This is a genomic window from Streptomyces sp. V1I1 (assembly GCF_030817355.1).
GTDB lineage: Bacteria > Actinomycetota > Actinomycetes > Streptomycetales > Streptomycetaceae > Streptomyces.
In genome coordinates this window covers 4,713,474-4,737,240 of sequence record NZ_JAUSZH010000001.1, presented here as the reverse complement: position 1 = coordinate 4,737,240, position 23,767 = coordinate 4,713,474, and the positions used below count along the sequence as shown (strand labels likewise).

The following is a 23,767-nucleotide window of genomic DNA, read 5'->3' as shown; positions in this document are numbered from 1 at the left end:
GCTCAGTTGGCGAGCACCGGCTCCCGGTCCACCGGACCCTCGGTCTCCGCCGCCCCCTCCACATGCTGCTTCGGCCGCGCCGGCAGCGCGAACATCACCACGAAGATCGCGCCCAGCACCGCCACCACCCACCACAGCGAGTTCTGGAACGCCTCCCCGAACGCCTTCCCGACCGCGCTCGGCGCGATCCGGTCGTCGATCGAGCCGAAGAAGACCACCGAGACCAGTCCGAGCCCCAGCGCATTGCCCATCTGCATGGTGGTGTTGATCAGTCCGGACGCCGAGCCCGAGTGCTCGCGGGGCACGTCCGACAGGACCGCGTCCGTCAGCGGCGCCACTATCAGGCCCATCCCGATCCCCATGACCACCAGCGGGAGCGCCATCTGCCAGGACTGGATCCCCGTCCCGTACCGCCCGGCCTCCCAGATGTAGATCAGCAGACCCGCGGCCATCGTCACCGCGCCCGCCTGCAGCACCTTGCGGCCGAAGCGCGGCACCAGCTTCTGTACGGACATCCCGGCCGCCGTGGACACGGCGATGGAGAAGGGGACGCCGGTCAGCCCCGCCCGCAGCGGCGACCAGCCAAGACCGATCTGCATGTACAGCGTCCAGACCAGGAAGAAGATCCCGCACGCGATCCCGAAGGTGAGCTGCACGGCGATGCCCGCGGCAAAGCTCTTCACCTTGAACAGCGACAGCTCGACGAGCGGCGAGGAGTCCTTGCGCGTCTTGTACTTCTCGTACATGACGAACGCGGCGAAGACGATCAGGCTGCCGGCCATGCACAGGTGACCCCACAGCGGCCAGCCCAGCTCACGGCCGCGCGTGAGCGGGTAGATCAGCATCAGCAGGCCGAGCGTGACCAGCGCGACGCCGGCGAGGTCGAGCTTGAGCGCCTTCGGGGCGCGGGACTCGGTGATGTACTTCCGGCCCAGGATCAGCCCGGCTATGCCCACCGGCAGATTGATCAGGAAGATCGGCCGCCACTCGAGGCCGAAGAGGTTCCACTGGGTCAGCAGCGCGCCGAGCAGTGGCCCGGACACCGCGCCGAGCCCGATGATCGCGCCGAACATGCCGAAGACCTTGCCGCGTTCGTGCGCCGGGAAGGTGACATGGATGATCGCCAGCACCTGCGGCACCATCATCGCGGCGGTCGCGCCCTGCAGCAGGCGGGAGGCGACCAGCATCTCCTCGTTCGCGGCGAAGCCGCAGAGCGCGGAGGCGAGCGTGAAGCCGGTGATGCCGATCAGGAAGAGCCGCTTGCGGCCGTAGATGTCACCGAGCCGGCCGCCCGTGATCAGACCGGCGGCGAAGGCCAGCGCGTACCCGGCGGTGATCCACTGGATCGCGCCGAAGGACGCCCCGAGGTCCCGCTCGATGCTCGGGATCGCGATATTGACGATGGTGACGTCGACCAGATCCATGAAGGCGGCGGTCATGACGATGGCAAGCGCGATCCAGCGACGACGGTCTGAAGCCGTATCCGGGACGGCGGGCTGTGAACTCATAGGAAGGAAAGTAGAGGCCATGTAGGTCAGATCACGACCTATATAAGCGGCATCCTGAAGAACATGACGGATACTCCGGCACGACTCCTGAATCTGCTCTCCCTCCTCCAGACACCGCGCGAGTGGCCGGGCAGTGAGCTCGCCGAGCGCCTCGAGGTGAGCCCGCGCACCATCCGGCGCGACATCGACCGGCTGCGCGACCTCGGCTATCCGGTCGAGGCGACGAAGGGCGCGGTCGGCGGGTACCGGCTGGTCGCGGGCGCCGCGATGCCGCCGCTGCTCCTCGACGACGAGGAGGCGGTCGCGATCGCGGTCGGCCTGCGCGCGGGGGCCGGCCACGCCATCGAGGGCATCGAGGAGGCCTCCGTACGCGCCCTGGCCAAGCTGGAGCAGGTGCTGCCGTCCCGGCTGCGGCACCGGGTGACCACGCTCCAGGCGGCGACGGTCCCGCTCACCCGGGGCGACGGCGCGACGATCGACCCGCAGACTCTGACGGTCATCGCGGGCGCTGCCACCGGGCGCGAACGGCTCCGCTTCGGCTACCGCGCGGGCAACGGCACCGAGACGAAGCGGCAGGTCGAGCCGTACCGCCTCGTCTCGACCGGCCGCCGGTGGTATCTCGTCGCGTACGACATCGGCCGGGAGGACTGGCGTACGTTCCGGGTCGACCGGGTCTCTGAACCCCTGGCCACGGGGGCGCGCTTTGTGCCGCGGGAGCTGCCGACGGGCAGTGCCGCGGAGCTGCTGGGGCACTCCATGTCCCGGCAGCCGGAGCACGCCATCGACGTGACCTTCGAGGCCCCGGCGGCGTTCGTGGCCGCGCGTCTCCCGGAGACGCTGGGCGCGCCGGAGGCGACGGGAGAGGGAACATGCCGGCTGCGGGCGAGGTCGGCGGACTCGCTGGAGTGGGTGGCGCTCCGACTGGCGCTGGTGGACTGCGAGTTCACGGTGCACGGACCGCGGCCGCTGGTGGAGTACGTGACGAACCTGGGCGCGCGCCTGACCCGGGCAACTCCTGTCCGGTGACGCCGCGGGCACAAGAGACGTCGCGGGCACAGGAGCAGGAGCCGCGGGCACAGGAGCCGCGGGCACACGGCAGGAAAGGACCCCGGCACCGGGGGGGATGGTGCCGGGGTCCGTCTATGGGGGCCTTTGCCCGCCGCGGGCGATTACGCCGCCGCGTCGAAGCCCGTGTCGCGCGCCATCCGCTTCAGCTCCAGCAGCGCGTGCTTCTCGATCTGCCGTATCCGCTCCCGCGTCAGGCCGTGCTGCTTGCCGACCTCCGTCAGGGTGCGCTCCCGGCCGTCCTCGATGCCGTACCGCATGCGGATGATCGACGCGGTCCGGTGGTCGAGCTTGCCGATCAGGTCTTCCAGCTCCTCGCTGCGCAGCAGCGTGAGCACCGACTGCTCCGGCGAGACCGCCGAGGTGTCCTCCAGCAGGTCGCCGAACTGCGTCTCGCCCGCGTCGTCCACCGCCATGTTCAGGCTGACGGGGTCGCGCGCCCAGTCGAGGACGTCGATGACGCGCTCAGGCGTGGAGCCCAGCTCCTTCGCGACCTCCGCGGCCTCCGGTTCCCGCCCGTTCTCCCGGTTGAACTCGCGCTGGACGCGGCGAATCCGGCCGAGCTCCTCCACCAGGTGGACAGGGAGCCGGATCGTGCGGGACTGGTCGGCTATGGAGCGGGTGATCGCCTGGCGGATCCACCACGTGGCGTACGTCGAGAACTTGAAGCCCTTGGCGTAGTCGAACTTCTCGACCGCGCGCACCAGACCGGCATTGCCCTCCTGGATCAGGTCGAGCAGGGGCAGGCCGCTGCGCGGGTAGCGCCGGGCCACTGCCACCACAAGCCGGAGGTTGGAGCGGATGAAGACGTCCTTCGCGCGCTCGCCCTCGGCGACCAGCGCCTCGAGCTCCTCGCGCGTGGCGTCGACGGCATCGCTCTGCACGTCTTCGTCGAGGATCTGCTGGGCATACACGCCCGCCTCGATGGTCTTGGACAGCTCGACTTCCTTTGCGGCGTCGAGCAGCGGCGTACGTGCGATCTCGTCGAGGTACATGCCGACCAGGTCGCGGTCGGCGATCTCCCCGCCCACGGCACTGCTTGCCCGGCCGGTCCCAGTGGACTCGGACTGACGACGGGCGACGGCACGGGTTGCCATGCGAGCTCCCTTGCTGAGTAGGTCGCGACACCCTTCCGGGTGCCCTGCATCCGTTGGAAACAACGACTGGAATCCGGACAGAATTCCCACGCGACACATCGATTTTCGTGATCTTGCAGTACCCTGTCCGGCCATCGGGAGGAAGAGTGCCGAAGGATCACGCAGAGGTGCAGGTCAGGGCGGGCACGGAGGCCGACCTCGATGCCCTCACGGAGCTTTACAACCACTACATACGTGAGACCGCCGTCACCTTCGACACGACCGTCTTCACACCCGAGCAGCGCCGCTCATGGCTGCACTCCCACCCTGAAGACGGCCCGCATCGTCTTTTGGTTGCTCGCGATGTCCGTTCTGCCCTCATTCTTGGGTACGCGACGAGCAGCCCCTTCCGCCCCAAGCCCGCATACTCCACCTCGGTCGAGGTCAGCGTCTACTGCGCTCCCGATGCGGCGGGCCGCGGCATCGGCACACTCCTCTACAAGGCGCTCTTCGAGGCACTCGACGGTGAAGATCTGCATCGCGCGTACGCCGGGATCGCCCAGCCGAACGAGGCCTCGGCCCGGCTGCACGCGCGTTTCGGCTTCCGGCACGTCGGTACGTACCGCGAAGTGGGCCGGAAGTTCGGCCGGTACTGGGACGTGGCCTGGTACGAGAAAGACCTGGGTAAAGACGTGGGCAAAGACCTGGGTAAAGACGTGGGCAAAGACCAGGGGAAAGACCAGGGGAAGAACCTGGGCAGCAGCGGCTAGCCGAACTGCAAGGACCGCTTCGCCAGGCCCATCCAGAAGCCGTCGATCACGCTCTTCCCGCTCTTGAGCTCGTCCTGAGACGCTCCCAGGGTGACGAACAGCGGCGCGAAGTGCTCGGTCCGCGGGTGGGCCAGCCGGCCGGCCGGGGCCTTGTTCTCGAAGTCCAGCAATGCGTCCACGTCCGCCGCCGCGAGCGCCCGCCGCCCCCAGTCGTCGAACTCCGCCGACCAGCCGGGAGTCCCCTCATGCCGCAGCGCCGCCAGATTGTGGGTGAAGAAGCCGCTGCCGACGATCAGCACGCCCTCGTCGCGCAGCGGCGCGAGCCTGCGCCCGATGTCCATCAGCTTCTGCGGGTCGAGCGTGGGCATGGAGATCTGGAGTACGGGAAGGTCGGCGCCCGGGAACATCTCCACCAGCGGGACGTAGGCGCCGTGGTCGAGCCCGCGGTCCGGGACATCCTGTACCGGCGTTCCGGCGGTGCGCAGCAACTTCCGTACGGAATCGGCGAGTTCGGGCGCGCCGGGCGCGCCGTACCGGACCTGGTAGTAGTGCTCGGGGAAGCCCCAGAAGTCATACACCAGCGGTACGGTCCCGGTCGCGCCGAGCGCGAGTGGGGCGTCCTCCCAGTGGGCCGAGACCATGAGGATCGCCTTCGGGCGCGGCAGGGACGAGGACCAGGCGGCGAGCTCGCCGGGCCAGACGGGGTCGTCGGCGAGCGGCGGTGCGCCGTGCGAGAGATAGAGGGCGGGCATGCGCTCCGCGGCAGGGGTGGCATTCATGACAGCGGCTCCCGATCCACATCCGGTCCGGTCTACGTCCGACCTACCTGCGACCTACTTGAACTTTCAAGCTAGCTCCACTCTAACTCCACATAGTTCAACCTTCAAGAATAGGTCGTAGAGTGGAATACATGAACACGGCATCCACTGGCGGGGGCGGCCGCGAACCGCGCTGGCTCACCGAGGACGAACAGCGCGTCTGGCGCGCCTATCTCCATGCCACCACCCTCTTCGAAGACCACCTCGACCGCCAGCTCCAGCGCGACGCCGGCATGCCGCACATCTACTACGGACTGCTCGTCCAGCTCTCCCAGGCCCCGCGCCGCCGCAAGCGGATGACCGAGCTGGCCATCGACGCGAAGATCACCCGGTCCCGGCTCTCGCACGCGATAGCCCGTCTCGAGAAGAACGGCTGGGTGCGCCGCGAGGACTGCCCCTCCGACAAGCGTGGGCAGAACGCCGTGCTGACGGACGACGGCTTCAAGGTCCTCGAACGGTCCGCGCCCGGCCATGTCGAGGCCGTACGACAGGCGATGTTCGACCGGCTCACGCCCGAGCAGGTCGGACAGCTCGGCGAGATCATGCAGATCATGGCCGCTGGGCTCCAGCCGCAGGACTCCGGCGCGGACCTGCCCTGGCTGCGCTGACCCCACACGGCAAGAGAAGGGCCCTGCCCGGGTTCAACCCGGGCAGGGCCCTGCCGCTTGACCTCTCAGCGTCCGCCGAGCTCGTGTCAGTGCACGACTGGTCAGTGCGCGACTGTCACTGCACGACCGTCACTGCACGACTGTCACTGCGCGACCGTCAGTGCACGACCGTCAGTGCACGACCGTCAGTGCGCGACGACCGGGACCTTGATCTCGTCCTCGACGCCCTCACCCGACCCCGCGGTGACCGAACCGGCCCCCGGGCGCCCGGTGTTGATGAACGTGAACGCGATCGCCGCGGAGGCCGCCAGGATCCCGACCGCCCACCAGATCGCGGACGAGAAGCCGTGCACCATGCCCTGGAGTTCCAGCAGCTTCGGGTTGGCCGCTCCCGCCGCGTGCGAGGTGATGTACGCGGTTGTGGCCGAGGCCGCGATCGTGTTCAGCAGCGCCGTGCCGATCGCGCCGCCGACCTGCTGCGAGGTGTTGACCATCGCGGAGGCGACGCCTGCGTCGGCCGGGTCCACGCCGTGCGTGGCCAGCGACATCGCCGGCATGAACGCCGTACCCATGCCCAAGCCCAGCAGCACCTGCGCCGGCAGGATCAGACCCGCGTACGAAGTGCCGATCTCCAGCTGGGTCAGCATCAGCATGCCGACCGCCGCGACCAGGAAGCCGGGGCCCATCAGCAGCCGCGGCGGAACGCGGGTCATCAGCCGGGCGCCGATCTGGGTCGAGCCCGCGATCATGCCCGCGATCATCGGCAGGAACGCGAAGCCCGTCATGACCGGCGAGTACCCCTTCACGACCTGGAGGTAGAACGTCAGGAAGAGGAACAGCCCGAACATCGCGATGATGGCGAGGCCCAGCGAGAGGTAGACACCGCCGCGGTTGCGCTCGGTCAGGACGCGCAGCGGCAGCAGCGGGGACTTGACCTTCGCCTCGGTGACGACGAATCCGGCGAGCAGCACCGCGGAGGCGACGAACATGCCCACGGTCAGGCTGTCGGACCAGCCCGCGGACTCGGCGCGGGTGAACCCGTACACCAGCGCCACCAGGCCCAGGGTGGACAGGACGACGCCGGGGATGTCGAGCGAGGAGCGGTTGCGCGCGCCCTCCGGCTCACGGATCACGAGGTACGCACCGACGGCGGCGACGATCGCGAAGGGGATGTTGACGAAGAAGGTCCAGCGCCAGTTCAGGTACTCGGTGAGGAAGCCGCCGAGGATCAGGCCGACGGCGCCACCGCCACCGGCGATCGCACCGTAGATACCGAAGGCCTTGGCGCGCTCCTTCGCGTCGGTGAACATCACGGCGAGCAGCGAGAGCGCGGCGGGCGCGAGCAGCGCGCCGAAGGCGCCCTGCAGGGCGCGGGCCCCGAGCATCATCGCCTCGCCGGTGGCCGCGCCGCCGAGCGCGGATGCCGCGGCGAAGCCGAGCAGTCCGACGACGAAGGTGCGCTTACGGCCCCACAGGTCGGCGATGCGGCCGCCGAAGAGCAGCAGTCCGCCGAAGGCGAGGGCGTAGGCGGTGATGACCCACTGGCGGTTGGCGTCGGAAATACCCAGGTCCTGCTGGGCCGTGGGCAGCGCGATGTTCACGATTGTCGCGTCGAGCACCACCATCAGCTGGGCCACGGCTATGAACACCAGCGCTCTCCAGCGGCTGGGGTCCGGAACGGAAATGTCGGCTGTTTTTGGCATGGAAGTAGCCACCTAAGGGTGCGGAGAGGTCAAAACGGACGTGGTCAAGGGTGTTGTAGACGTGGTCAAAGGTGTTGCAGAGGAGACCTGCGGCGCCGGTTCAACTCATCGGCGCGGCCAGGCTGCTTCACCGCTTCACGGGGTGCTGCCGCGCAGTCCCTCCATGGTCGCGGCCGTGCCCGGCAGTTCGGAGCGCGCGGGCGCTTCGAGTCCGTCCAGGAAAAGCTGCAGATGGCGATGGGCGAACCGGTCGATGTTCAGGCACGCGGTGCCCGGCAGCGGCCGGCTGAGCTGGGAGAGAGCGACGAGCAGATCTCCGACGGCGACGTCGGCGCGGAGCCTGCCTGCTTCATGTGCGCGCGCGAAGAGGCCGTCGACTGCCGCTTCGAGGCGTACCCGCTCATGGGTCAGATCGGGATAGTGCTTGTCGAAGGTCCCGGTGAGCAGTGGGCACAGCGCCCCGATCCGCTCGTCGGCGGCCGCGTGGGTGAAGCGCCGCAGCGCCTCGAACGGGTCCGCCTCCTCGGCCGCCGCCTCGTGCGCCCGCTGCGTCGTGCGGGCCAGGACGAAGAGGACGACCTCCTGGATGAGGGTGTCGCGGTCGGGGAAGTGCCGGTAGAGCGTGGCATTGCCGACACCCGCCCGGCGGGCGATGTCATCGAGCGGGACCTCGGGCCCGAACTCGACGAACATCTCGCGCGCGGCCGTCACGATCCGCTCCCTGTTCCGCAGGGCGTCCGCCCGCGGCCGGGAAGAGCGGCGCGTTTCGGTGTCGGCGGCGGGGCTCACGGCTCCACTTCCTCTCGTATCTGCCTCGTATCGCTACGTACATCGGCTGCACTCGGTACGTAACCGGGGACCTCTTCCCCGTTTCGCGGGGACACGAGTTCAAACGGGGAAACGATCCCCGGTTATTTCCCGTACGAGATGTGACCTGCGTCACAAATGTCTCGCGTGAAATACCACGATCGGCCCACCCGGCGGGCACCCCGCCACCACCCGTCACAGGCTGATCGCAATGAGTGCAGCCAGGGCCCGGCCTGCTGCCGCGGACCCGAAGGCGATTGCATGCAGCCAACGCGCCACCGGATACGCACCACCGGCAGCTCCCGCCGCCGCCTCGGCGCACTCGCCGCCCTCACAGCGCTCGCCCTCGCCGCACTCACGACGGCGAGCGCCCACCTCCCCGACCCCACCCGGGCGTCGGCCGGGCCGGTGGCAGGCGCCGACAAGTCCGCGCTCGGGCCCTGCAAAATCGCCTCCACGCTGGGGATCCAGATGTCGGAGGGCGTGCCCACCCCGCCCGGCTACTCCCGCTCCACCGGCGAGGTCCGCGCGCTCAACCTGATGATCGACTTCCCGGACGCGCCGGGTTCGGGGCGGGCGGTGGACCGGCTCGCGGAGTTCTTCCCGCAGACCGCCGAATGGTTCCGGACCAGTTCGTACGGACGCCTCATCTATCGCACGCACACCCCGGTAACCGACTGGCTGCGGATGCCGATGCCGTTCGCCGCGTACGGGATAGAGCGCGGCTCCCCCTATGAACCGGGCTACCGTCGGCTCGCCCAGGACATAGTGACGGTGGCCGACCCAAAGGTGAACTTCAAGGCGTACGACCTGGTCAACATACTGGTCACGCCCAATGCCGGGCCGTCGGCGCTGGACACCGTGCTCTCCGTTACCTTCTCCGGCAATGACGAGGCCCCGCTCGCGGACGGCGTGCCGCTCGCCAACACGTCCTTCGTCTACAGCCGTCAGGACGACGGTTCGGGGTCGTACGGCGAGAACGGCTATCGAGTACTGCCCCACGAGAACGGCCATGTCTTCGGCCTGCCCGACCTCTACACCTCCGAGGGCGCGGGCGCGGTCGGCCACTGGGACATCATGTCCGAGGACTGGGGGGCCAACAACGATCTGCTGGGCTGGCACAAATGGAAGCTGGGCTGGCTCGACGCCGGCCAGATCGGCTGCGCGGCCGCGCCCGGCACCACCGATTACGCGCTGACGCCGCTGGCGGTCGCGGGCGGCGCGAAGATGGCGATCGTGCCGCTCACCAAGAACGCGGGGTACGCGGTAGAGGTGCGCACCCGGGCGGGCAACGACGAGGCCGTGTGCGCGCCCGGCGTGCTGATCTACCGCGTGCAGTCAGACGTGGACACCGGGCAGGGGCCGGTGTCGGTCTCGGACAGCACCCGGAACAGCGGGGGCTGCACCCGGCGTCCCAATGTGCACGCGGAGCTGTCGGACGCGCCGTACCGGCCGGGGCAGTCGTTCGTCGACCGGCAGAACGGCATCCGTATCGCGGTGCTCCGGGCGGAGTCGGACGGCACCTACCGGGTGCGCGTCACGCGTTCCTGAAGAGCCGCTCCCGCGACACCTGTTCCTCCACGGGGCCGCGGAGTTCGCGCTTGAGGATCTTCCCGGTCGGATTGCGGGGCACGGGCTCGTCCCGTACGAGGACATGAGCGGGCACCTTGAAGGCGGCGAGGGTCTTGCCGACGTGCGCCCGCAGCTCGTCGACGGTGACCGTGGCCGCGGCGCGCAGCTGCACCACGGCCGCCACCTCCTCCCCCAGCACCGGGTGCGGGACACCCAGCACGGCGGCGTCGGCGACGTCCGGGTGATCGTGCAAGACGGCTTCCACCTCGACGCAGTACACGTTCTCGCCGCCGCGGATGACCATGTCCTTGAGCCGGTCGACGATGCTGACCCGCCCGTCGCGCACCGTCGCGAGGTCGCCGGTCCTGAACCACCCGTCGTGGAACGCGGCGGCGGTCGCGTCCGGGTTGTTCCAGTACCCGCGCACCAGCGCCTGCCCGCGCAGCCACAACTCACCGACCTCTCCTTCGGGCAGTTCACTACCGTCCGGCCTGGCGATCCGCACCTCGGTGGCGGGGGTCGGCCGCCCCACGCTCCCCGGGTTCTCCCGGTACCCGGGGCCGAAGTTGGCGAGCACGCCGCCGCTGGTCTCGGTCAGTCCGTAGCCGGTGCGCGGCTCTATCCGCTGCCCGTAGCGGGCCCTCAGCCGGGCCATGAGGTTGGGCGGGGCCGCGGCCCCGCCGGTGTTGAGATGCGTGAGCGTCTCAAGCTCTCCCCCGGCCCGCTCGGCGGCGTCAAGCAGCTGGAGCGCGGTGGTCGGCACCCCGGAGTAGTGCGTGACGCGGTGCCGCTCGATCAGCGCGAGGGCCTCTTCGGCGTCCCACTTCCGCATCAGTACGAGCGCCCCGCCGGCCGCCATCGTCGCGTACAGCGTGGTGAACGCGGCCACATGGAAGAACGGAAACGTCATCAGCACCACCGGCGCGGGCCCCTGCCCCGGCAGCACCCCGCTCGCGAGGGCTGAAGCGGCGGCGTAGAACCGCGGATTGTGCGCGGCCCCGGCCTGGGCGAGCTGAGTGGCGACGGCGCCCTTGGGCCGCCCGGTGGTCCCGGACGTATAGATGATGGTGGCGTCGTCCTCGGCCCGCACCTCGACCCCGGGCGGCGCGGCGAGCGGATCGGGGGCCTCGAAGTCTTCGTACCGCTCCACCCCCTCGCCGGGCGTGCCTTCCCCGTGGAAGACGACGACCGGGACGCCGGCCCGCCTGCGCCAGGCGTCGACCCGCGGCAGCCGCTCCCCGTCGACGAGCAGCACCCGCGGCGAACAGTCGTCGAGGGCGTACGCGAACTCGTCCTCGGTCCCACCAGGCATTGAGCGGCACCGCCACCAGTCCCGCCAACTGGGTGGCCCAGAGGGCGATCTGCCACTCGGGGTGATTCCGCATCGCCACAACGGCCCGATCGCCCTGCCGCAGCCCGTACACCTCGACGAACCGCCGGGCGAGCGCGGAGGCGGCGGCGAAGAACTCGCGGTAGCTGTACGTCCCGGTGGCGGCGACGAGGAACGGCTGGTCCCCGAACGCCCAGGTGGCCTCGACGAACTCCCGCAGGGTGCGCGGGCCGCCGGCGTAGAGCAGCCCGCCGTCCTCGCCCCGTACGACTTCGAAGGGTGCCCCGGGCGCAGTCAGTGCGGCCTCGGGGCGGGTGGACGGATCGGGGTGCGGCACGGTCGACCCTCTCTAAGCACCTGCTCAGTACGGAGCGACGCTATGCCCGTGCCCCACCCTCGTCAACATTCGTGTACGACCCATGCAGGGAACCGGCCATGAGCATCCCGCCGGGCTCCAGGCCGATGCGCACACCGAAGCCGCGACTGACCCGGTCGAGAGTCGCCCGCAGCCACTCGCGGTCTTCGCCCGACGCGTGCCGCAGCCGCATCTGCCGGCTCTGCACGGCTGCCATCCGCACGTCGGCCGCCTTGCCGGTGTCCGGCTCCACCGAGACGAAATACAGCAGCCGCAGGTCGTCCCGGTACTGCTCATAGCCGGTGATGCCTTCGTAGTCGTCGATGAAGTCGCCGCAGCCGTAGAGGATGAGCTTGCCGCGGTACAGCTCCAGCGGGCGGGGATGGTGCGACGAGTGCCCGTGCACGACATCGACTCCACCGTCGATCAGCGCATGCGCGAAACGGACCTGGCTTCGCGGGATGCCGTATCCCCAGTTGGATCCCCAGTGGACGGAGGCGACCGACACATCACCCGGTCGTTTCACCTGCCGTACGCGGCGGACGACCGAGGCCGCCGCGGCGTCCGACGGCTCCGCCACGAAGTCGACCCCGGCCCGGTGCTCGCCGGCGGCCCAGCTTCGCGGAATGCCGCTGGACGCCATCCCGAAGGAAAAGACGAGCACCCGCGCGCCGCCCTGGACGGCGACCAAGGCGGGCCGCCGCGCCTCATCCACATCCCGCCCGGCGCCCACCGCCCGCAGGCCCGCGCCGGCCAGGGAGTCGAGCGTCTCCTCCAACCCCCGGCGACCGAAGTCCAGCACGTGGTTGTTGGCCAGCACACAAGCGTCGGGCCGACCGGCGACCAGGCAGGGAAGGTTGGCCGGATGCATCCGGTAGTGCACCTCTTTGCCCGCGGCGAAGTCGTTGCTGCGCGTGACGCTGGTCTCCAGATTCACCACGCGGGCATCGGGCGCGGCCTCGTCGAGGATCTCCAGCGCATCCCCCCAGGGCCAGGAGTGACCGACCGGACGCGGGATCGGCCCGTTCACCGCCTCCGCCAACTCCACATAGGACCGGGCGTCCGCGGTGTACCGCTCCCACAGGGCGGGGTCGCCGGGGTGCGGGAGGATCTGATCGACGCCACGGCCGAGCATGACGTCACCGCAGAGGAACAGGGTCACCACGTCCTCGCGCATGCTTCCACGCTAAGTCGCGCGGAACGCGACCGGAAACCACCCGGATCCACGACCGCCGACCACGGCCTGACCTGCGGAAACGGAATGCCTGCCAGGCTGGAGCCCGCATCCGCTAGGCTAGTCGCCGGATCTGGATCAACCGGGTCTCCCCGCCTTCGTAGCTCAGGGGATAGAGCACCGCTCTCCTAAAGCGGGTGTCGCAGGTTCGAATCCTGCCGGGGGCACCACAAAGGTGCAGGTCAGTGCGCTAAAGGCCTTCCAGGGAACCACCCTGGAAGGCCTTTGGGCGCGCAATGGGAACTTCCTGGGAACATTGAAATGCGCATTAGTCCCACTTCGGACATTCATTAATGATCTAACGGAAAGCCCCCGTCTCTACGGCCAGACGAGCCTCAGTGTCGGCGACGGCTGGGAGAGACCGCCGACACCTGGTCGATGCGGGAGCGTCGATCGTTGGCCTGATAGTGGATGCCCGCGTCATTGCTCATTCCGCGTGGCAAGGTTGTTCGCGCAACGGAGAGGAGCGGCCGCAGACCTTCGGGTGCTGCTGCCGTTCCTTGCTCGTTCCCGCTGCGTCGCTGCGTGGGTGCTCGGTCGGCTGTCCTGGCGCCCTCGTCTACCGGGCCCCGGAATCGGCACTGCACGCATCGCGCGCCGGGCGTGCTGCCGTTACCCCGCCTTGGACCGCTCCCTGCGTTCGCTCTGGACGAATCGGCGTTGTGGGGCGTCGTCAGCCGCCTGAGGGCATGCGCAAACAGCGCCTGTCTCAGATCGACGCCCAGCTGTACCCATGCAGGTCCTCCCGCGTGCTTCGGCGTAGACCTGGTCGGGTCGACGGGGCGGAGTGGTCAGTGTTTGAAGGCGTCCTTGATCTTTGCCCCGGCCTGCTTGATGTTGCCCTTGAGTTGGTCTCCGCGGCCTTCGGCCTGCAGGCGCCGACTGCCGGTGGCACGGCCGGTTGCCTTCTTGGCGCCGCCTTTCATCGCTTCGGCCTTGTGCGCGATCTTCTTCGCGAAACTCATGGGAGCCACCCTGGGTGAGTTGTCTGTTGGGGTTCGGTGGCAGGAATACCGTGACGCCGGCCGGTCAGCGATCTGCGCGTGCGGCCGCACGCCTACTGGGGGGTGGATTGGTGCCCGAAGTGCAGTCTGCTGCGGCGACCGCTGTCCGGGGCTCGAGTGCGATCACCTTGGGGTGAGTCGTTCCCCCGCGCATTCGCGTTGTCCGCGCGGGCGGGCTCGCGTTGGTCGACCAGGTCGTCGCGGTCCCTCCCGGCAGAGGCCGTCTCGCGGCGCGACGGCTTGCGTCCGCGGTGCGCGGTGCTGCCACGGCGAGAGGTACGGCGTGCGCCGGTCAGGAGCAGGCTCAGTCCAAACAGGGCCGCTGCCCCGACGATCATGCCGTAAAGGAAGAGCGTGCCGGTGGAGCCGGTCACGTCGAAGCCGAATACCGAGAACCCGCCGGTAACCTCGTGCGCGCTGCCGCTGTTGGTGACAACACCGGCCACGCCGACGACTACCGCGGCGAGCAGGATGACGAGTCCGAGGATGACGATCATGACTCGCTCCAAGGATCTGCTTCGTATCTCCCTACGGTAGAACTGCACCGCCAACGAGGCCACTGCGACAGGGACGGCATGAGGCCCCGGGATTGGTGGTCCACTCGATCACAGGATGCTCCGCCACCGCGACCTCCACTCTGTCCAAACAGTAGCGCCGGGTTCCTGCGCTTCAGGCAAGTATTCGCACCACTTTCGGCGATATGCCCGGCCGGGGGCTCGGTCGAGCCTCCGGCCGGGCGGCAGATCCCTACGACGAGATCCTTACTGCGCCGTGGCCTTCACCGGTTGTGCGGTCGTGACCTTCACCGGTTCGGTGTCCGGTGCACTGTGCCGCTCGGCCCAGTTCTCCAGGGCCATGCGGCAGGCGTGGTCGAGGTGGTGCAGCCCGGACAGATCCAGCTCGACGGGCCGGTCCTGGGGCAGCGCCTCCAGGCTGTCGAGGATCTTCGGCAGGCGCAGGAAGGTCGCGTTGCCCGACAGGTACGCCTGGATCGGGCCGGCGCCCTTGTCGATGACCTCCAACTTGAGGTGCGAGGCTTCCCAGGCGGTCTTGATCACCGCAAGGGCCAGGCCGATGAGCACGCCCTCAAACATGTTCACTACGACGATCGACACGGCGGTGACGATGAGGATCAGCGCCTCACCCTTGTGGTCCCGCCACAGCGTCGCGATCTGGCGGAACGGGATGAGTTTCCAGCCCGCGTGGACCAGGATGCCGGCCAGGGCGGGCAGCGGGATCAGCGCCAGGGCGGAGGGCAGCGCGGCGGCGAACAGCAGGATCCACACGCCGTGCAGCACCCGCGACGCCTTGGTCTTCGCGCCCGCCTGGACGTTCGCGGAGCTGCGCACGATCACCGCGGTCATCGGCAGCGCGCCGAGCAGACCGCATACCGTGTTGCCCGCACCCTGGGCGATCATCTCCTTGTTGTACTGGGTGCGTGGGCCGTCGTGCAGCCGGTCCACGGCCGCCGCGCTGAACAGCGACTCGGCGGAGGCGATCAGCGCGAACGCGATGATGGTGCCCCAGATGGCCGGGTTGGCCAGTTCACCGAAGGCGTCGGACCCGGGCGGCTGGATGACGCCGAGTAGACCCTCCACCTCGACCGTGGCGACCGGCAGGCTGAAGGCGAGCGAGGCGAGAGTGGCCAGCATCACCGCCGCAAGGGCGCCGGGCACGGCCTGCACCTTCTTCGGCATCTTCTTCCACAGCACGATGACGGCGACGGTGCCCGCGCCGATTGCGAGCGAGGTCAGGGCCTCGGTGCTGCCGAGCGCGTCGGCGAACGCCCCGGGCAGGCCCACGATCTTGCCGATGCCGGTCTCCGGGGCCTTCAGGCCCGACGCTGCGTAGAGCTGGCCGGCGATGATCACCAGACCGATGCCGCAGAGCATGCCCTCCACGACGGCGACGGATATCGCCCGGAACCAGCGGCCCACCCTGAGGAAGCCCATGGCGAGCTGGAGCAGCCCGGCCATCAGCACGATCACGCCGAGCGCGGCCACTCCGAACTCGCTGACCGCCTCGAAGACCAGCACAGTCAGGCCTGCCGCCGGCCCCGACACCTGAAGACTGCTGCCGGGCAGAAAACCGGTGACCAGCCCGCCCACAATGCCGGTGACCAGGCCCAGCTCCGCGGGGACACCGGAGGCGACCGCCACGCCGACGCACAACGGCACCGCGACCAGGAAGACGACGATGGAGGCGGCGAAATCCTGCCGCAGGTAAGGGAACCTCGACATCACAGTCATGGTGTCCCTCACAGCGCCTCGAACGTGTCGGTCTCCGCGCGGTGTTCGCGCACGGCTCCGGTGTGCACCTCGTAGTACCAGCCGTGCACCCGGAGTTGGTCCGCCTGCAGGCGCTTCTCGATGCAAGGGTAGGAGCGCAGCCGCAGCAGCTGCGTCAGGAGGTGGTGCTGCACAGCCTCGGCGACCGTCGGGTCGGCGGGGTCGGAGCACTTGGGCTCGTCCGCGGCGTGCGCGAGCCAGTCACGCACGGCGGGTACGGCGTTCAGGTCGTCGCCGCGCACCACAGCGCCCACGGCGCCGCAGTGCGAGTGGCCACAGACCACGATGTGCTGGACGCCGAGGACCTCCACGGCGTACTCGATGGTGGCCGCCTCACTAGTGGGGTGCTCGGAGGCGTACGGCGGGACGATGTTGCCCGCGGTGCGCAGCTCGAAGAGCTCGCCGGGGCGGGCGCCGGTGATCAGGGCCGGAACGACCCGGGAGTCGGCACAGGTGATGAACAGGACCTCTGGCGACTGGCCTTGGGCGAGGCCGGCGAACTCCTCAGGGCGCTGTCCGAACGTGCGGGCGTTGTCGATGAGGGGTTGCATGATGTGGTGATTCCTCCTGGCGCGCCGTGGGGGCGCGTCGGCTTACAGGACAGGTGGGGGGACTGCTCTGCTGCTCAGCAGCGGAACACCTGAAGTGCCGCCGGTGAGTGGGCTGCCGAGGCTCTCGACGTGCGGTGGTGCGCGGTACGGGATGTGCCCGGCTCGCCCGCTTTCGAGGCCCCCTGCCTCAGGTGTGGACGGTCGGGTGCCTCGGGTGCACAGTCGGCGGCAGTGCGGTACCGGTCGCGGGTGCGCAGGGGACCGGTCGGGTCCCCGTGGCGGCCGGCGTCCCGGTAGGTGACGATCTCGTCGCGCAGCGCCTTCCCGGAGGGCTTGATTCCGGGCTGGCCCTTGGCTACGGCATGACGGGCCGTGTGCGCGGATGCGAAGGATGCGGTGGGCGCGAAGACCTGAAGGCCGAGCAGGACAGCGGCGAGGATCGACACCACGGTCCGGGCCGTCGTACCTCGGAACATGAGCCTCCCTCCAGGTAGTTCACGTCTCTAGAGCATGCCAACGCTTAGTCAATGATCAGCCAAGAAACACAATAACCTTGCAAAATCATTTGCAGGGTTAACTTAAGGTTTCGACAGGAAGGGAGCCTGAAGGCGTGTCGTGGGTGGCGTGAACTGGCCCTTGATGTGCTGAAGTTGGCCGCCCGGGGCCCGGACACGAGCTCGACGAGCCGTTGGGCGTCCAGGTCGGGGCCGTCAGCCGGGAGATTGCCCGGATGCCCTTCCTGCGGTAGCCGCCCTTCAATGTCTCCTCGCTGAACAGCGAGCCCGAGGAGCAGCCCGGAGGCCAGGACCGGCACCTCAACGGCGTACAGCCGGTCTGCGAGGACGACAAGCCGCAGCGCCGTCGACTGGTCCGGCGCCAGCCGATGTCCGGCGTCCCGGTCGTCGGCGTTGCCCCGAACGCCCTGCCGCTCGCCGACTGGGTCACCGACACGCCACTGCCGTGGCTCTGCGCGACTGGGCCACAAGAAAAGGATCAGAGCCGAACGAACTGGCCGTTGACACAAGCCTTGAAGAACCACCAGGGCGCGACTCCAACGCGCCCAGCAGCGCCTGGCCGCAGAAGTCGCCGCCGTACGGCACCTGGGGGAACCTGGAGACAACCCAGGCGGAGCAGATCCTGTTCCGAACGGAGAGGCAGCGGGCTAGTCTGTGAGCAGGCGACTGACCTGCGAAAACGGCCACTGGCTCAACTCCCGGGCCAAGGGAGCGAGCCTATTGCTCCTCCAAAGCATCTGCGGTGCTCAACGGAACCCGACTGGGCGACAGAGCTGCGTAGACGCTCCCGCCGACTCTCGAAGACCGTTCCCAAGGCCTCAGTTGGGAACCTGGTGGGAACAGCAGGACAAAGAAAGCCCGCGAAGGATCGTGAAAGATCACTCCCCCGTCTTTCCTTATCAGGCCGCTGACCTGTGCAAACAGCGAATCATCAAGCAGGACAAGGAAAGACGAGTAGCCTTATGATCATGCTCCTAAAGCGGGTGTCGCAGGTTCGAATCCTGCCGGGGGCACACGCAGAAGGGCCGGCTCAGGAGGGGTTTCCTCCCGGACTGGCCCTTCGTCGTGTTCGAGGACGCGCCACACGCGTGCCACTAGTGCCGCACGACGCCACATCCCCCTGACCGGGGGCGCCCCTCCCCCACCCTCGCGGATCACGGCGCCGAGCCGATCGGCGATGGCGCGGTCGTGACGGCTCATCACCGGCAGCCTACGAGGGTCTCGCTCGTGCTCGCCCAAACCCGCACACCGGGTTGGCCGGACGCGCCCTGGACGTGGTCTTCCACGGCAAGACCTTTCAGGGGGCCGTCAGCGGATCGAGGCCGAAGGTGCGGTGGAGCCTTGCTTCGACCGCCTTGAGGCCCTTGATGCCTTCGGCGAGTTCTTTCCAGCCCTGGGCCTCCTGCTTGGCCCGCTCGGCGCTCTGGCTCTGGGCGGTGCCGAACCGCGTCGCGTTGAATACGTCACCACCGCCGTTGTTGACGTGCTTGAGGGCGGCAGACCAGGCGGCCTGGGTCTTACGGTCGGGGATGGGGGGGTACTCCTGGGCCTCGTGGACTTGGTCGAAGAGCCGACTGAAGTCAATGAACCAGAAGTCATCGTCGTGGTGGGAGTAGACCGCCTCGGCCTCGCCGCGCACGCCGGTGATTTGCTCCTCACCTCCGGATTCGTACCAGAGGGCGACGTTGTTGGCGATCTGCGCGGGGTCGGTGGCGGACGGGTAAGCGGTCGGTGCGGCGCTCTCCGTCGGTGTCAGCAGCTGGTCGACGATCGACGGGGTGCTGTCCGTCGGCGTCGGCTCGGCGGTCGGCGCCGCGCCGGGATCGCCGGAACAGGCGGCCAGCGTCACGGCGGTGACCACGGTGAACACCAGGGCGTGAACGCAGCTGAGGTGACGCGTCGGCCGCTTCATCGCACGATCCTGGTGATCAGCTCGGCGAGCAGAGGGGCGCAGGGGATCATCCGCGCGACCTCGACGTACTCGGTGTCCCCGTGTGCGCCGCCGCCCACGGCGCCCAGGCTGTCCAGGGTCGGGGAGCCCGTCGCCGCGGTGTAGTTGCCGTCCGAGGCGCCGCCGACGGCGGTTCCGCGCAGGGGCGCCTGGCCCAGTTCCGCGGCGACGCGGGAGGCGAGGGCGAACAGGTCGGCGGAGGACCCCGGTTCTATGGGCGGGCGCCCGGCGCCGCCCAGGACCTCCAGCCGGGCTCCGGGCGTGATCGTGCCGAGGGCGCCGATCACCTCGGCACTGCGCGCCACCGTGGCGTGGTCGGCCGAGAAGGACTCGCACGACATGAGTTCCTCCACATCGGCCGGCATCGCCGGCAACGCGAGCGCGGCCCCCCGGGTCACCGGTCCCACCACTTCTCAACTCCTTGTCGCAGCAACACACTTCTCCCTCGGATCTCATGGGTCAGTGGAGGTGCGGCGCGCCTGCCCCCTCGGGAGCGCCGCCGCATGAACGACGTTAGGGCGGGACAAGGCATGAGACCAGCGACTGGATTGCATGGGATCCATGCATCGGAGGAATGTGTTGAGGGAAGATGCCGATGGCCGGACGAAGGCCCTGGCGGCGGAAGGAACGTGTTCGAGACGCGCTGCAGTTGCTCGTCACCGTGGCCGAGACCGGGTCGTTCACGAAGGCGGCGGTTCGGCTCAACTAGACGCAATCCGCGGTGTCCCGGCGGATCGCTGCGCTGGAACAGCAGGCGGGCGGGCCGCTGTTCGAGCGGCTCCCGCGGGGTGTACGGCTCAATCCCGCCGGGCGTGCGTTGCACCGGCACGCCGTGGAGATGCTCGACCGGCTGGCGTGGGCGGGGCGGGAACTGGCGGTGCTGCACGCGGGGCACGGCGGGCTGCTCGCGGGTCAGGCCCCTCGTGCCGCCGATGTGCCGGAGGACCGGCCCAGCCATTTCGTCGAGGCACACCAACTACTCGGGTACTGAAAAATCACACGTCGCAGAGAGGACAGGGCGATAGGATCCTGCTCCTTTCTCTGATCAAGGACAGCCCATGTCGCCTGCCATACGCCGCTACGCTGCCGCTCTCGCGGGCGCTTTCCTGCTGGTCGGCTGCGGCAGCCGACCGACGCTTACTCCCGAATCAGTGCGTGCCTCAGTCGGCTCGGACAGCTCAGTCATTACGAAGCTGCGCATCAAGGGGTCAGTTGCCGTGATCAACACCAGCCTCGGGCCGGATCAGGCCAGCGGCGCTAAGGGCTTGAAGATGTGTCAAGCCATCCACGAAAGCGGAGACAAGCCCACGATCTTCGTGTACGGCGAGGTGCAGCCTTACGTGCCCATACTTCTTGCTCGTACCGCCAAGGAAGGTGACACCCCAGGCGACTGCGAGTTGGGACCTATGGTCGGTGATCCTGCCCTAACCAGCTGACGGGCAGCGACCACATACGTGCCCCTCGCGTGCCCGACCGGACGGTGCCCAGCGGGGAATCACGGGGAACGGCCGGCGAGTCGTGCTCGAACGCGCGGGTCAGCGTCTTGCCTGGTCGCAGCACACAGGCGTACGCGAACTTCCAAACTGGGGCCGCCCCTGGGCCGTCCGAGGTCGATCGACATGGTCACTCCAGCCGCACGAGGCCGGACCGGCGTCAGGGCCGCGATGAAAGGCGGTCGCCGCCAAGCGGGATCACTTTTCCGCAGTCGCGACGGTGTCCGGAAATCGCCTTGTGAGCAGCTCCTGACCGCCGACTCTTACGTGGGCTCGGTTCCTCACGACCGAGGGCTCGGTTGTTTGCGTTTTTCGCCTGCCGGGTCTACGCGGCGATGTGTCGGGCGGAAGCGGTCGGACTGCGTGAGAAGGACTGCTGTCTATCCGAGAAAGGGATGCGGGAGGGGCGCCCCCCTCCTGAAAAGCCATGGGGACTCGCGCGGAGCGGAAGCGGCCTGACGGTGGTTACCCCGTCTGCCGTCTGCCCGCCTGGATCGCAAGGCCGAGTGCTGTCCCCCGGTGTTGCTACGCGGCGCCCGCCGCAGTCAGCAGCGCGACCGGCAGGAGCAGAATCCACTGCGGCAGCCGGAGCAGTGGCTTCGGCCAGTCGGCCGACAGCGAGACGGCCAGGAATGCCGCTGCGTAGGCGAAGAAGTGCGCGGCCACGAACCACGCGACCAGGTCGGCTCCTGCCGTACCGTCCGCCAGCGCAAGGTAGACCAAGCCGGCTGCGGAGAGCACCAGGTCCACGGTGACCATGTGCCACACGGCATGCATGACGCGCTTGGGTTCGTCTGCGAGCCCGCAGGACAGCAGTGGGCGCACTACGTCCCGGTGCCCGGCGACGATGTGTACTGCGGCCACGCCGAATGCGGTGATGCCCGCTGCGAGAAGCCAGCCGTTCATCGGATCTCAATTCCTTTGGCTATGACGGTAGCCAGCCGGCCGGCCAGCTGTGGGGTGGGGCGCTCTCCGACCAGTCCGATGTGGAAGAACACGGCTCCTGCCAGCGTGTCCAGGACCAGGTCCACGGGTGTACCGGCCGCGATCTCCCCGCGCAGCACGGCGCGTTCGAAGACGATGAGCAGCCGTTCCTTCGACGGGGCCAGGAAGTCGCTGCGGATGCGCGCCTTCAGGGCCGGGTCGGCGGCGAAGTCGGCGAGCAGCCCAGGGAGCACCGCTGCAGCGGCAGGCGAGTGGAACTCCTCGACCAGGCCCTGCAGCAGTACGGTCAGATCCCCGGTCAGCGTCCCGGTGTCCGGTATCGGCGCTTGGTCGGTAGTTGTGAACACGGCCTCGAAGACCAGCTCCGGCTTGCCCGACCAGCGCCGGTAGATCGTGTCCTTGCCGACGCCGGCCCGCGCAGCCACGCCCCCGATTGACGTCGCGGCATAGCCCAACTCGGCCACCAGCGCTGCGGTCGCGCTGATGATCGCCTCGTGTGAACGGGGATCCCTGGGACGCCCCCTGGAGGGCCGAGAGGAGCTCATGGCATTTATCTTACGGGTCGACCCGTTTGATAAACACACCGGGTGGCGGATCGGCTGGTGGAGATGGTCAGCAGTTGCGGCCGGGAACCCGATCAGGGCCCCAGCCAGGGCTGACTTGTGCGCCGCCGCACGGCCTGGGGAAGCCGAAGCACCAACGATTGATCATTCCTGGCCAGGAGCGGAGTGCGGGGTAGCTTCGGCGTCCGGTGCTCCGTCGGCGTGGTGGGAGATGCCGCTGATATGGATGATCTTCCTGAGCTGGTGGCCTGGCTGGAGTTTGGGCGAGCGTTGGATCACCACCATGGCTGCGTCGTCGCCCAGATGCCCGCCGACGAAGGCGAGGAGGTCGTCGCGGATGTGCTGCAGCAGTTTCTCGGGACCACTGCCGGTCCATTGGGCGACCCGTTCGGCGAGCGGGTAGAAGGTCCCGTCGGGAGCTCGGGCCTCGATCACGCCGTCGGTGTAGAGCAGCAGCGTGTCGTCGTCCTCGAAGGTAAACGCGTTGAGAGTGAAGCCGGTCCTCGGCAAATCGCACATGCCCAGCGGGGGTTGGGGATGGCTGGAGTACAGGGTTGTCACGCGGCCCTTGTGCAGCAGCAGGGGCGGGGGGTGTCCGCAGTTGGTCATCTGCACCATGGGGTCCTCGTCCGGGATGTCGAGTATCAGGGCCGTGATGAAGTGCTCGTGGAGCTCGTGGTCTGCCTCGGAGTGATGGGTGTGCTCGGCTTGCTCGGCCAGGTGCCTGCAGATGCTGTTCTCCAGGGTGTCGCCGAGTTCGAGAAGGGTGGTGCTCCGGTGAGCGGCCTCCCGGAATGCGCCCATCAGCACCGAGGCGTCGCTGATGGATGTCAGGCCTTTGCCCCGGACGTCACCAATGATCAGACGTGTGCCGTTCCCGGCGCGGGTCGCCGCGTACAGGTCTCCGCCGATCTGCGCCTCGTCCTCGGCGGCCAAGTACGAGGAGGCGATCCGCAGTGGGCCCATCCGGTGGGGCAGCGGGCGCAGAACCACCCGCTGCGTGGCCTCGGACACCGACCGCACCCGGTCCAGCACACGAATGCGACGCTCGCGCTTGCGGCAGAAGTACACGAGGAGGAGCGAGATCACGGCCAGGGCGGCAATCTGCACCTGGTGGTTGGCGGTGAACCCGCCGCGCAGTGCGGCGATGACCGTCTGGGCGATCACGGCCAGTGCGCCGACCAGGGCAGTGAGTCGTGGGCCGGCGAACGAGGGCGTGATGGCGGGGGCGACGACCAGCAGGGGGCCGAGATGGATGTGGCGCGGGGCCAGGACGTCCACGACCGTGATCGCAACGATCAGCGCAAGTGGGATCGCCAGCAGCGCATGGCCTGACTGCCATGGCTGCCACAGATCCGCTAGGCGCCGCCGAAGGCCCATGTCTCCTACTGTGCACCCCCTGCGGCCCATCTGAGCGCTGACGCGGAACGAGCGCACGTGCGGCCGCAGTGCCCCCACCGGGCGTGCCTCAACACGACGACGCCCGTGGAGCAGCTGCAGCAGCTTGTGCATCTGCGCGACGCGGGGATGCTCTCCGAGCAGGAGTTCAACCCAAAGAAGGCGGAGATCCTCGCACGCATGTGAGGCGGAGCAGACACGACACCGCTCTGG

21 protein-coding genes, 1 tRNA gene and 4 pseudogenes are annotated in these 23,767 nt (G+C 68.7%); 8 read left to right on the top strand and 18 right to left on the bottom strand.

The features are described from left to right. Nucleotides 1–2: 2 nt before the first annotated feature. Nucleotides 3–1,508: an MFS transporter gene (locus tag QFZ67_RS22395; protein ID WP_307662863.1), complete on the bottom strand. Its 1,506-nt coding sequence runs from the start codon at nt 1,506–1,508 to the stop codon at nt 3–5. A gap of 63 nt (nt 1,509–1,571) precedes the next feature. On the opposite strand from QFZ67_RS22395, the gene QFZ67_RS22390 reads away from it, so the two are divergent. After that, complete coding sequence (locus QFZ67_RS22390; protein ID WP_307662862.1) at nt 1,572–2,534, top strand: YafY family protein; 963 nt, start codon at nt 1,572–1,574, stop codon at nt 2,532–2,534. A gap of 143 nt (nt 2,535–2,677) precedes the next feature. Here the strand turns inward: QFZ67_RS22390 and QFZ67_RS22385 are convergent, their stop codons facing one another. Further along, nucleotides 2,678–3,670 carry an RNA polymerase sigma factor RpoD/SigA gene (locus QFZ67_RS22385; protein WP_307662861.1) on the bottom strand — a complete coding sequence of 331 codons (993 nt, stop codon included), beginning with the start codon at nt 3,668–3,670 and terminating at the stop codon, nt 2,678–2,680. A 146-nt stretch (nt 3,671–3,816) separates the two neighbouring features. Here QFZ67_RS22385 and QFZ67_RS22380 point away from each other — a divergent pair. Further along, nucleotides 3,817–4,332: pseudogene (locus QFZ67_RS22380) on the top strand (N-acetyltransferase family protein); the annotation flags it as partial. 83 nt (nt 4,333–4,415) lie between these two features. Here QFZ67_RS22380 and QFZ67_RS22375 read toward each other — a convergent pair. Beyond that, a complete protein-coding gene (locus QFZ67_RS22375) occupies nt 4,416–5,198 on the bottom strand; it encodes a dioxygenase (protein WP_307662860.1) in 783 nt (260 codons plus the stop codon). A gap of 122 nt (nt 5,199–5,320) precedes the next feature. Here QFZ67_RS22375 and QFZ67_RS22370 point away from each other — a divergent pair, with 122 nt between their 5' ends. Next, nucleotides 5,321–5,845 carry a MarR family winged helix-turn-helix transcriptional regulator gene (locus QFZ67_RS22370; protein ID WP_373430087.1) on the top strand — a complete coding sequence of 175 codons (525 nt, stop codon included), beginning with the start codon at nt 5,321–5,323 and terminating at the stop codon, nt 5,843–5,845. Between the two features lie 185 nt (nt 5,846–6,030). On the opposite strand, the gene QFZ67_RS22365 is transcribed toward QFZ67_RS22370, so the two are convergent. After that, nucleotides 6,031–7,548: an MFS transporter gene (locus QFZ67_RS22365; protein ID WP_307662858.1), complete on the bottom strand. Its 1,518-nt coding sequence runs from the start codon at nt 7,546–7,548 to the stop codon at nt 6,031–6,033. Between the two features lie 135 nt (nt 7,549–7,683). Continuing rightward, on the bottom strand, nt 7,684–8,337 hold the full coding sequence (locus QFZ67_RS22360; RefSeq protein WP_307662857.1) for a TetR/AcrR family transcriptional regulator: 654 nt from the start codon (nt 8,335–8,337) through the stop codon (nt 7,684–7,686). Between the two features lie 279 nt (nt 8,338–8,616). On the opposite strand from QFZ67_RS22360, the gene QFZ67_RS22355 reads away from it, so the two are divergent. Next, the gene (locus QFZ67_RS22355) at nt 8,617–9,906 is read left to right on the top strand and encodes a M6 family metalloprotease domain-containing protein (protein ID WP_307662856.1); all 1,290 of its coding nucleotides are present in this window, start codon (nt 8,617–8,619) and stop codon (nt 9,904–9,906) included. Here QFZ67_RS22355 and QFZ67_RS22350 read toward each other — a convergent pair. Further along, nucleotides 9,893–11,594: pseudogene (locus QFZ67_RS22350) on the bottom strand (class I adenylate-forming enzyme family protein). The gene QFZ67_RS22355 and the pseudogene QFZ67_RS22350 overlap by 14 nt on opposite strands. Nucleotides 11,595–11,634: 40 nt before the next feature. Then, the gene (locus QFZ67_RS22345; protein ID WP_307662855.1) at nt 11,635–12,789 is read right to left on the bottom strand and encodes a CapA family protein; all 1,155 of its coding nucleotides are present in this window, start codon (nt 12,787–12,789) and stop codon (nt 11,635–11,637) included. 151 nt (nt 12,790–12,940) lie between these two features. Here QFZ67_RS22345 and QFZ67_RS22340 point away from each other — a divergent pair. Then, nucleotides 12,941–13,016: transfer RNA gene (locus QFZ67_RS22340), tRNA-Arg, on the top strand. A gap of 621 nt (nt 13,017–13,637) precedes the next feature. Here the strand turns inward: QFZ67_RS22340 and QFZ67_RS22335 are convergent. The 8 genes and pseudogenes from QFZ67_RS22335 to QFZ67_RS22300 all read right to left on the bottom strand — a co-directional run bounded on the left by QFZ67_RS22335 (nt 13,638) and on the right by QFZ67_RS22300 (nt 19,565). Then, complete coding sequence (locus tag QFZ67_RS22335; protein WP_307662854.1) at nt 13,638–13,811, bottom strand: CsbD family protein; 174 nt, start codon at nt 13,809–13,811, stop codon at nt 13,638–13,640. A 92-nt stretch (nt 13,812–13,903) separates the two neighbouring features. Further along, a complete protein-coding gene (locus tag QFZ67_RS22330; protein ID WP_307662853.1) occupies nt 13,904–14,347 on the bottom strand; it encodes a hypothetical protein in 444 nt (147 codons plus the stop codon). A gap of 264 nt (nt 14,348–14,611) precedes the next feature. Next, nucleotides 14,612–16,090, bottom strand: coding sequence for a SulP family inorganic anion transporter (locus tag QFZ67_RS22325; protein WP_373430086.1), 1,479 nt, complete (start codon nt 16,088–16,090; stop codon nt 14,612–14,614). Nucleotides 16,091–16,107: 17 nt separating this feature from the next. After that, nucleotides 16,108–16,689 carry a carbonic anhydrase gene (locus QFZ67_RS22320; RefSeq protein ID WP_307662851.1) on the bottom strand — a complete coding sequence of 194 codons (582 nt, stop codon included), beginning with the start codon at nt 16,687–16,689 and terminating at the stop codon, nt 16,108–16,110. A 74-nt stretch (nt 16,690–16,763) separates the two neighbouring features. Next, the gene (locus QFZ67_RS22315) at nt 16,764–17,165 is read right to left on the bottom strand and encodes a hypothetical protein (protein ID WP_307662850.1); all 402 of its coding nucleotides are present in this window, start codon (nt 17,163–17,165) and stop codon (nt 16,764–16,766) included. Nucleotides 17,166–17,394: 229 nt separating this feature from the next. Next, nucleotides 17,395–17,572, bottom strand: a pseudogene (locus tag QFZ67_RS22310) (cell division protein ZapE); the annotation flags it as partial. Between the two features lie 929 nt (nt 17,573–18,501). Beyond that, nucleotides 18,502–19,116, bottom strand: coding sequence for a hypothetical protein (locus QFZ67_RS22305; RefSeq protein ID WP_307662849.1), 615 nt, complete (start codon nt 19,114–19,116; stop codon nt 18,502–18,504). Continuing rightward, the gene (locus QFZ67_RS22300; protein ID WP_307662848.1) at nt 19,113–19,565 is read right to left on the bottom strand and encodes a M20/M25/M40 family metallo-hydrolase; all 453 of its coding nucleotides are present in this window, start codon (nt 19,563–19,565) and stop codon (nt 19,113–19,115) included. The genes QFZ67_RS22305 and QFZ67_RS22300 overlap by 4 nt, the downstream gene beginning before the upstream one ends. 185 nt (nt 19,566–19,750) lie before the next feature. On the opposite strand from QFZ67_RS22300, the pseudogene QFZ67_RS22295 reads away from it, so the two are divergent. Together QFZ67_RS22295 and QFZ67_RS22290 are read left to right on the top strand one after the other, a co-directional pair. Then, a pseudogene (locus QFZ67_RS22295) lies at nt 19,751–20,062 on the top strand (LysR family transcriptional regulator); the annotation flags it as partial. A 151-nt stretch (nt 20,063–20,213) separates the two neighbouring features. Further along, nucleotides 20,214–20,591: a hypothetical protein gene (locus tag QFZ67_RS22290; protein WP_307662847.1), complete on the top strand. Its 378-nt coding sequence runs from the start codon at nt 20,214–20,216 to the stop codon at nt 20,589–20,591. A gap of 582 nt (nt 20,592–21,173) precedes the next feature. On the opposite strand, the gene QFZ67_RS22285 is transcribed toward QFZ67_RS22290, so the two are convergent. The 3 genes from QFZ67_RS22285 to QFZ67_RS22275 form a co-directional block, all read right to left on the bottom strand. Further along, a complete protein-coding gene (locus QFZ67_RS22285; RefSeq protein WP_307662846.1) occupies nt 21,174–21,554 on the bottom strand; it encodes a hypothetical protein in 381 nt (126 codons plus the stop codon). Beyond that, a complete protein-coding gene (locus QFZ67_RS22280) occupies nt 21,551–22,138 on the bottom strand; it encodes a TetR/AcrR family transcriptional regulator (protein WP_307662845.1) in 588 nt (195 codons plus the stop codon). The genes QFZ67_RS22285 and QFZ67_RS22280 overlap by 4 nt, the downstream gene beginning before the upstream one ends. A gap of 162 nt (nt 22,139–22,300) precedes the next feature. Next, complete coding sequence (locus QFZ67_RS22275) at nt 22,301–23,536, bottom strand: PP2C family protein-serine/threonine phosphatase (RefSeq protein WP_307662844.1); 1,236 nt, start codon at nt 23,534–23,536, stop codon at nt 22,301–22,303. Between the two features lie 105 nt (nt 23,537–23,641). Between QFZ67_RS22275 and QFZ67_RS22270 the strand changes: the two genes are divergently transcribed. Beyond that, nucleotides 23,642–23,740, top strand: coding sequence for an SHOCT domain-containing protein (locus tag QFZ67_RS22270; RefSeq protein WP_307662843.1), 99 nt, complete (start codon nt 23,642–23,644; stop codon nt 23,738–23,740). The last annotated feature ends 27 nt before the right edge of the window (nt 23,741–23,767 follow it).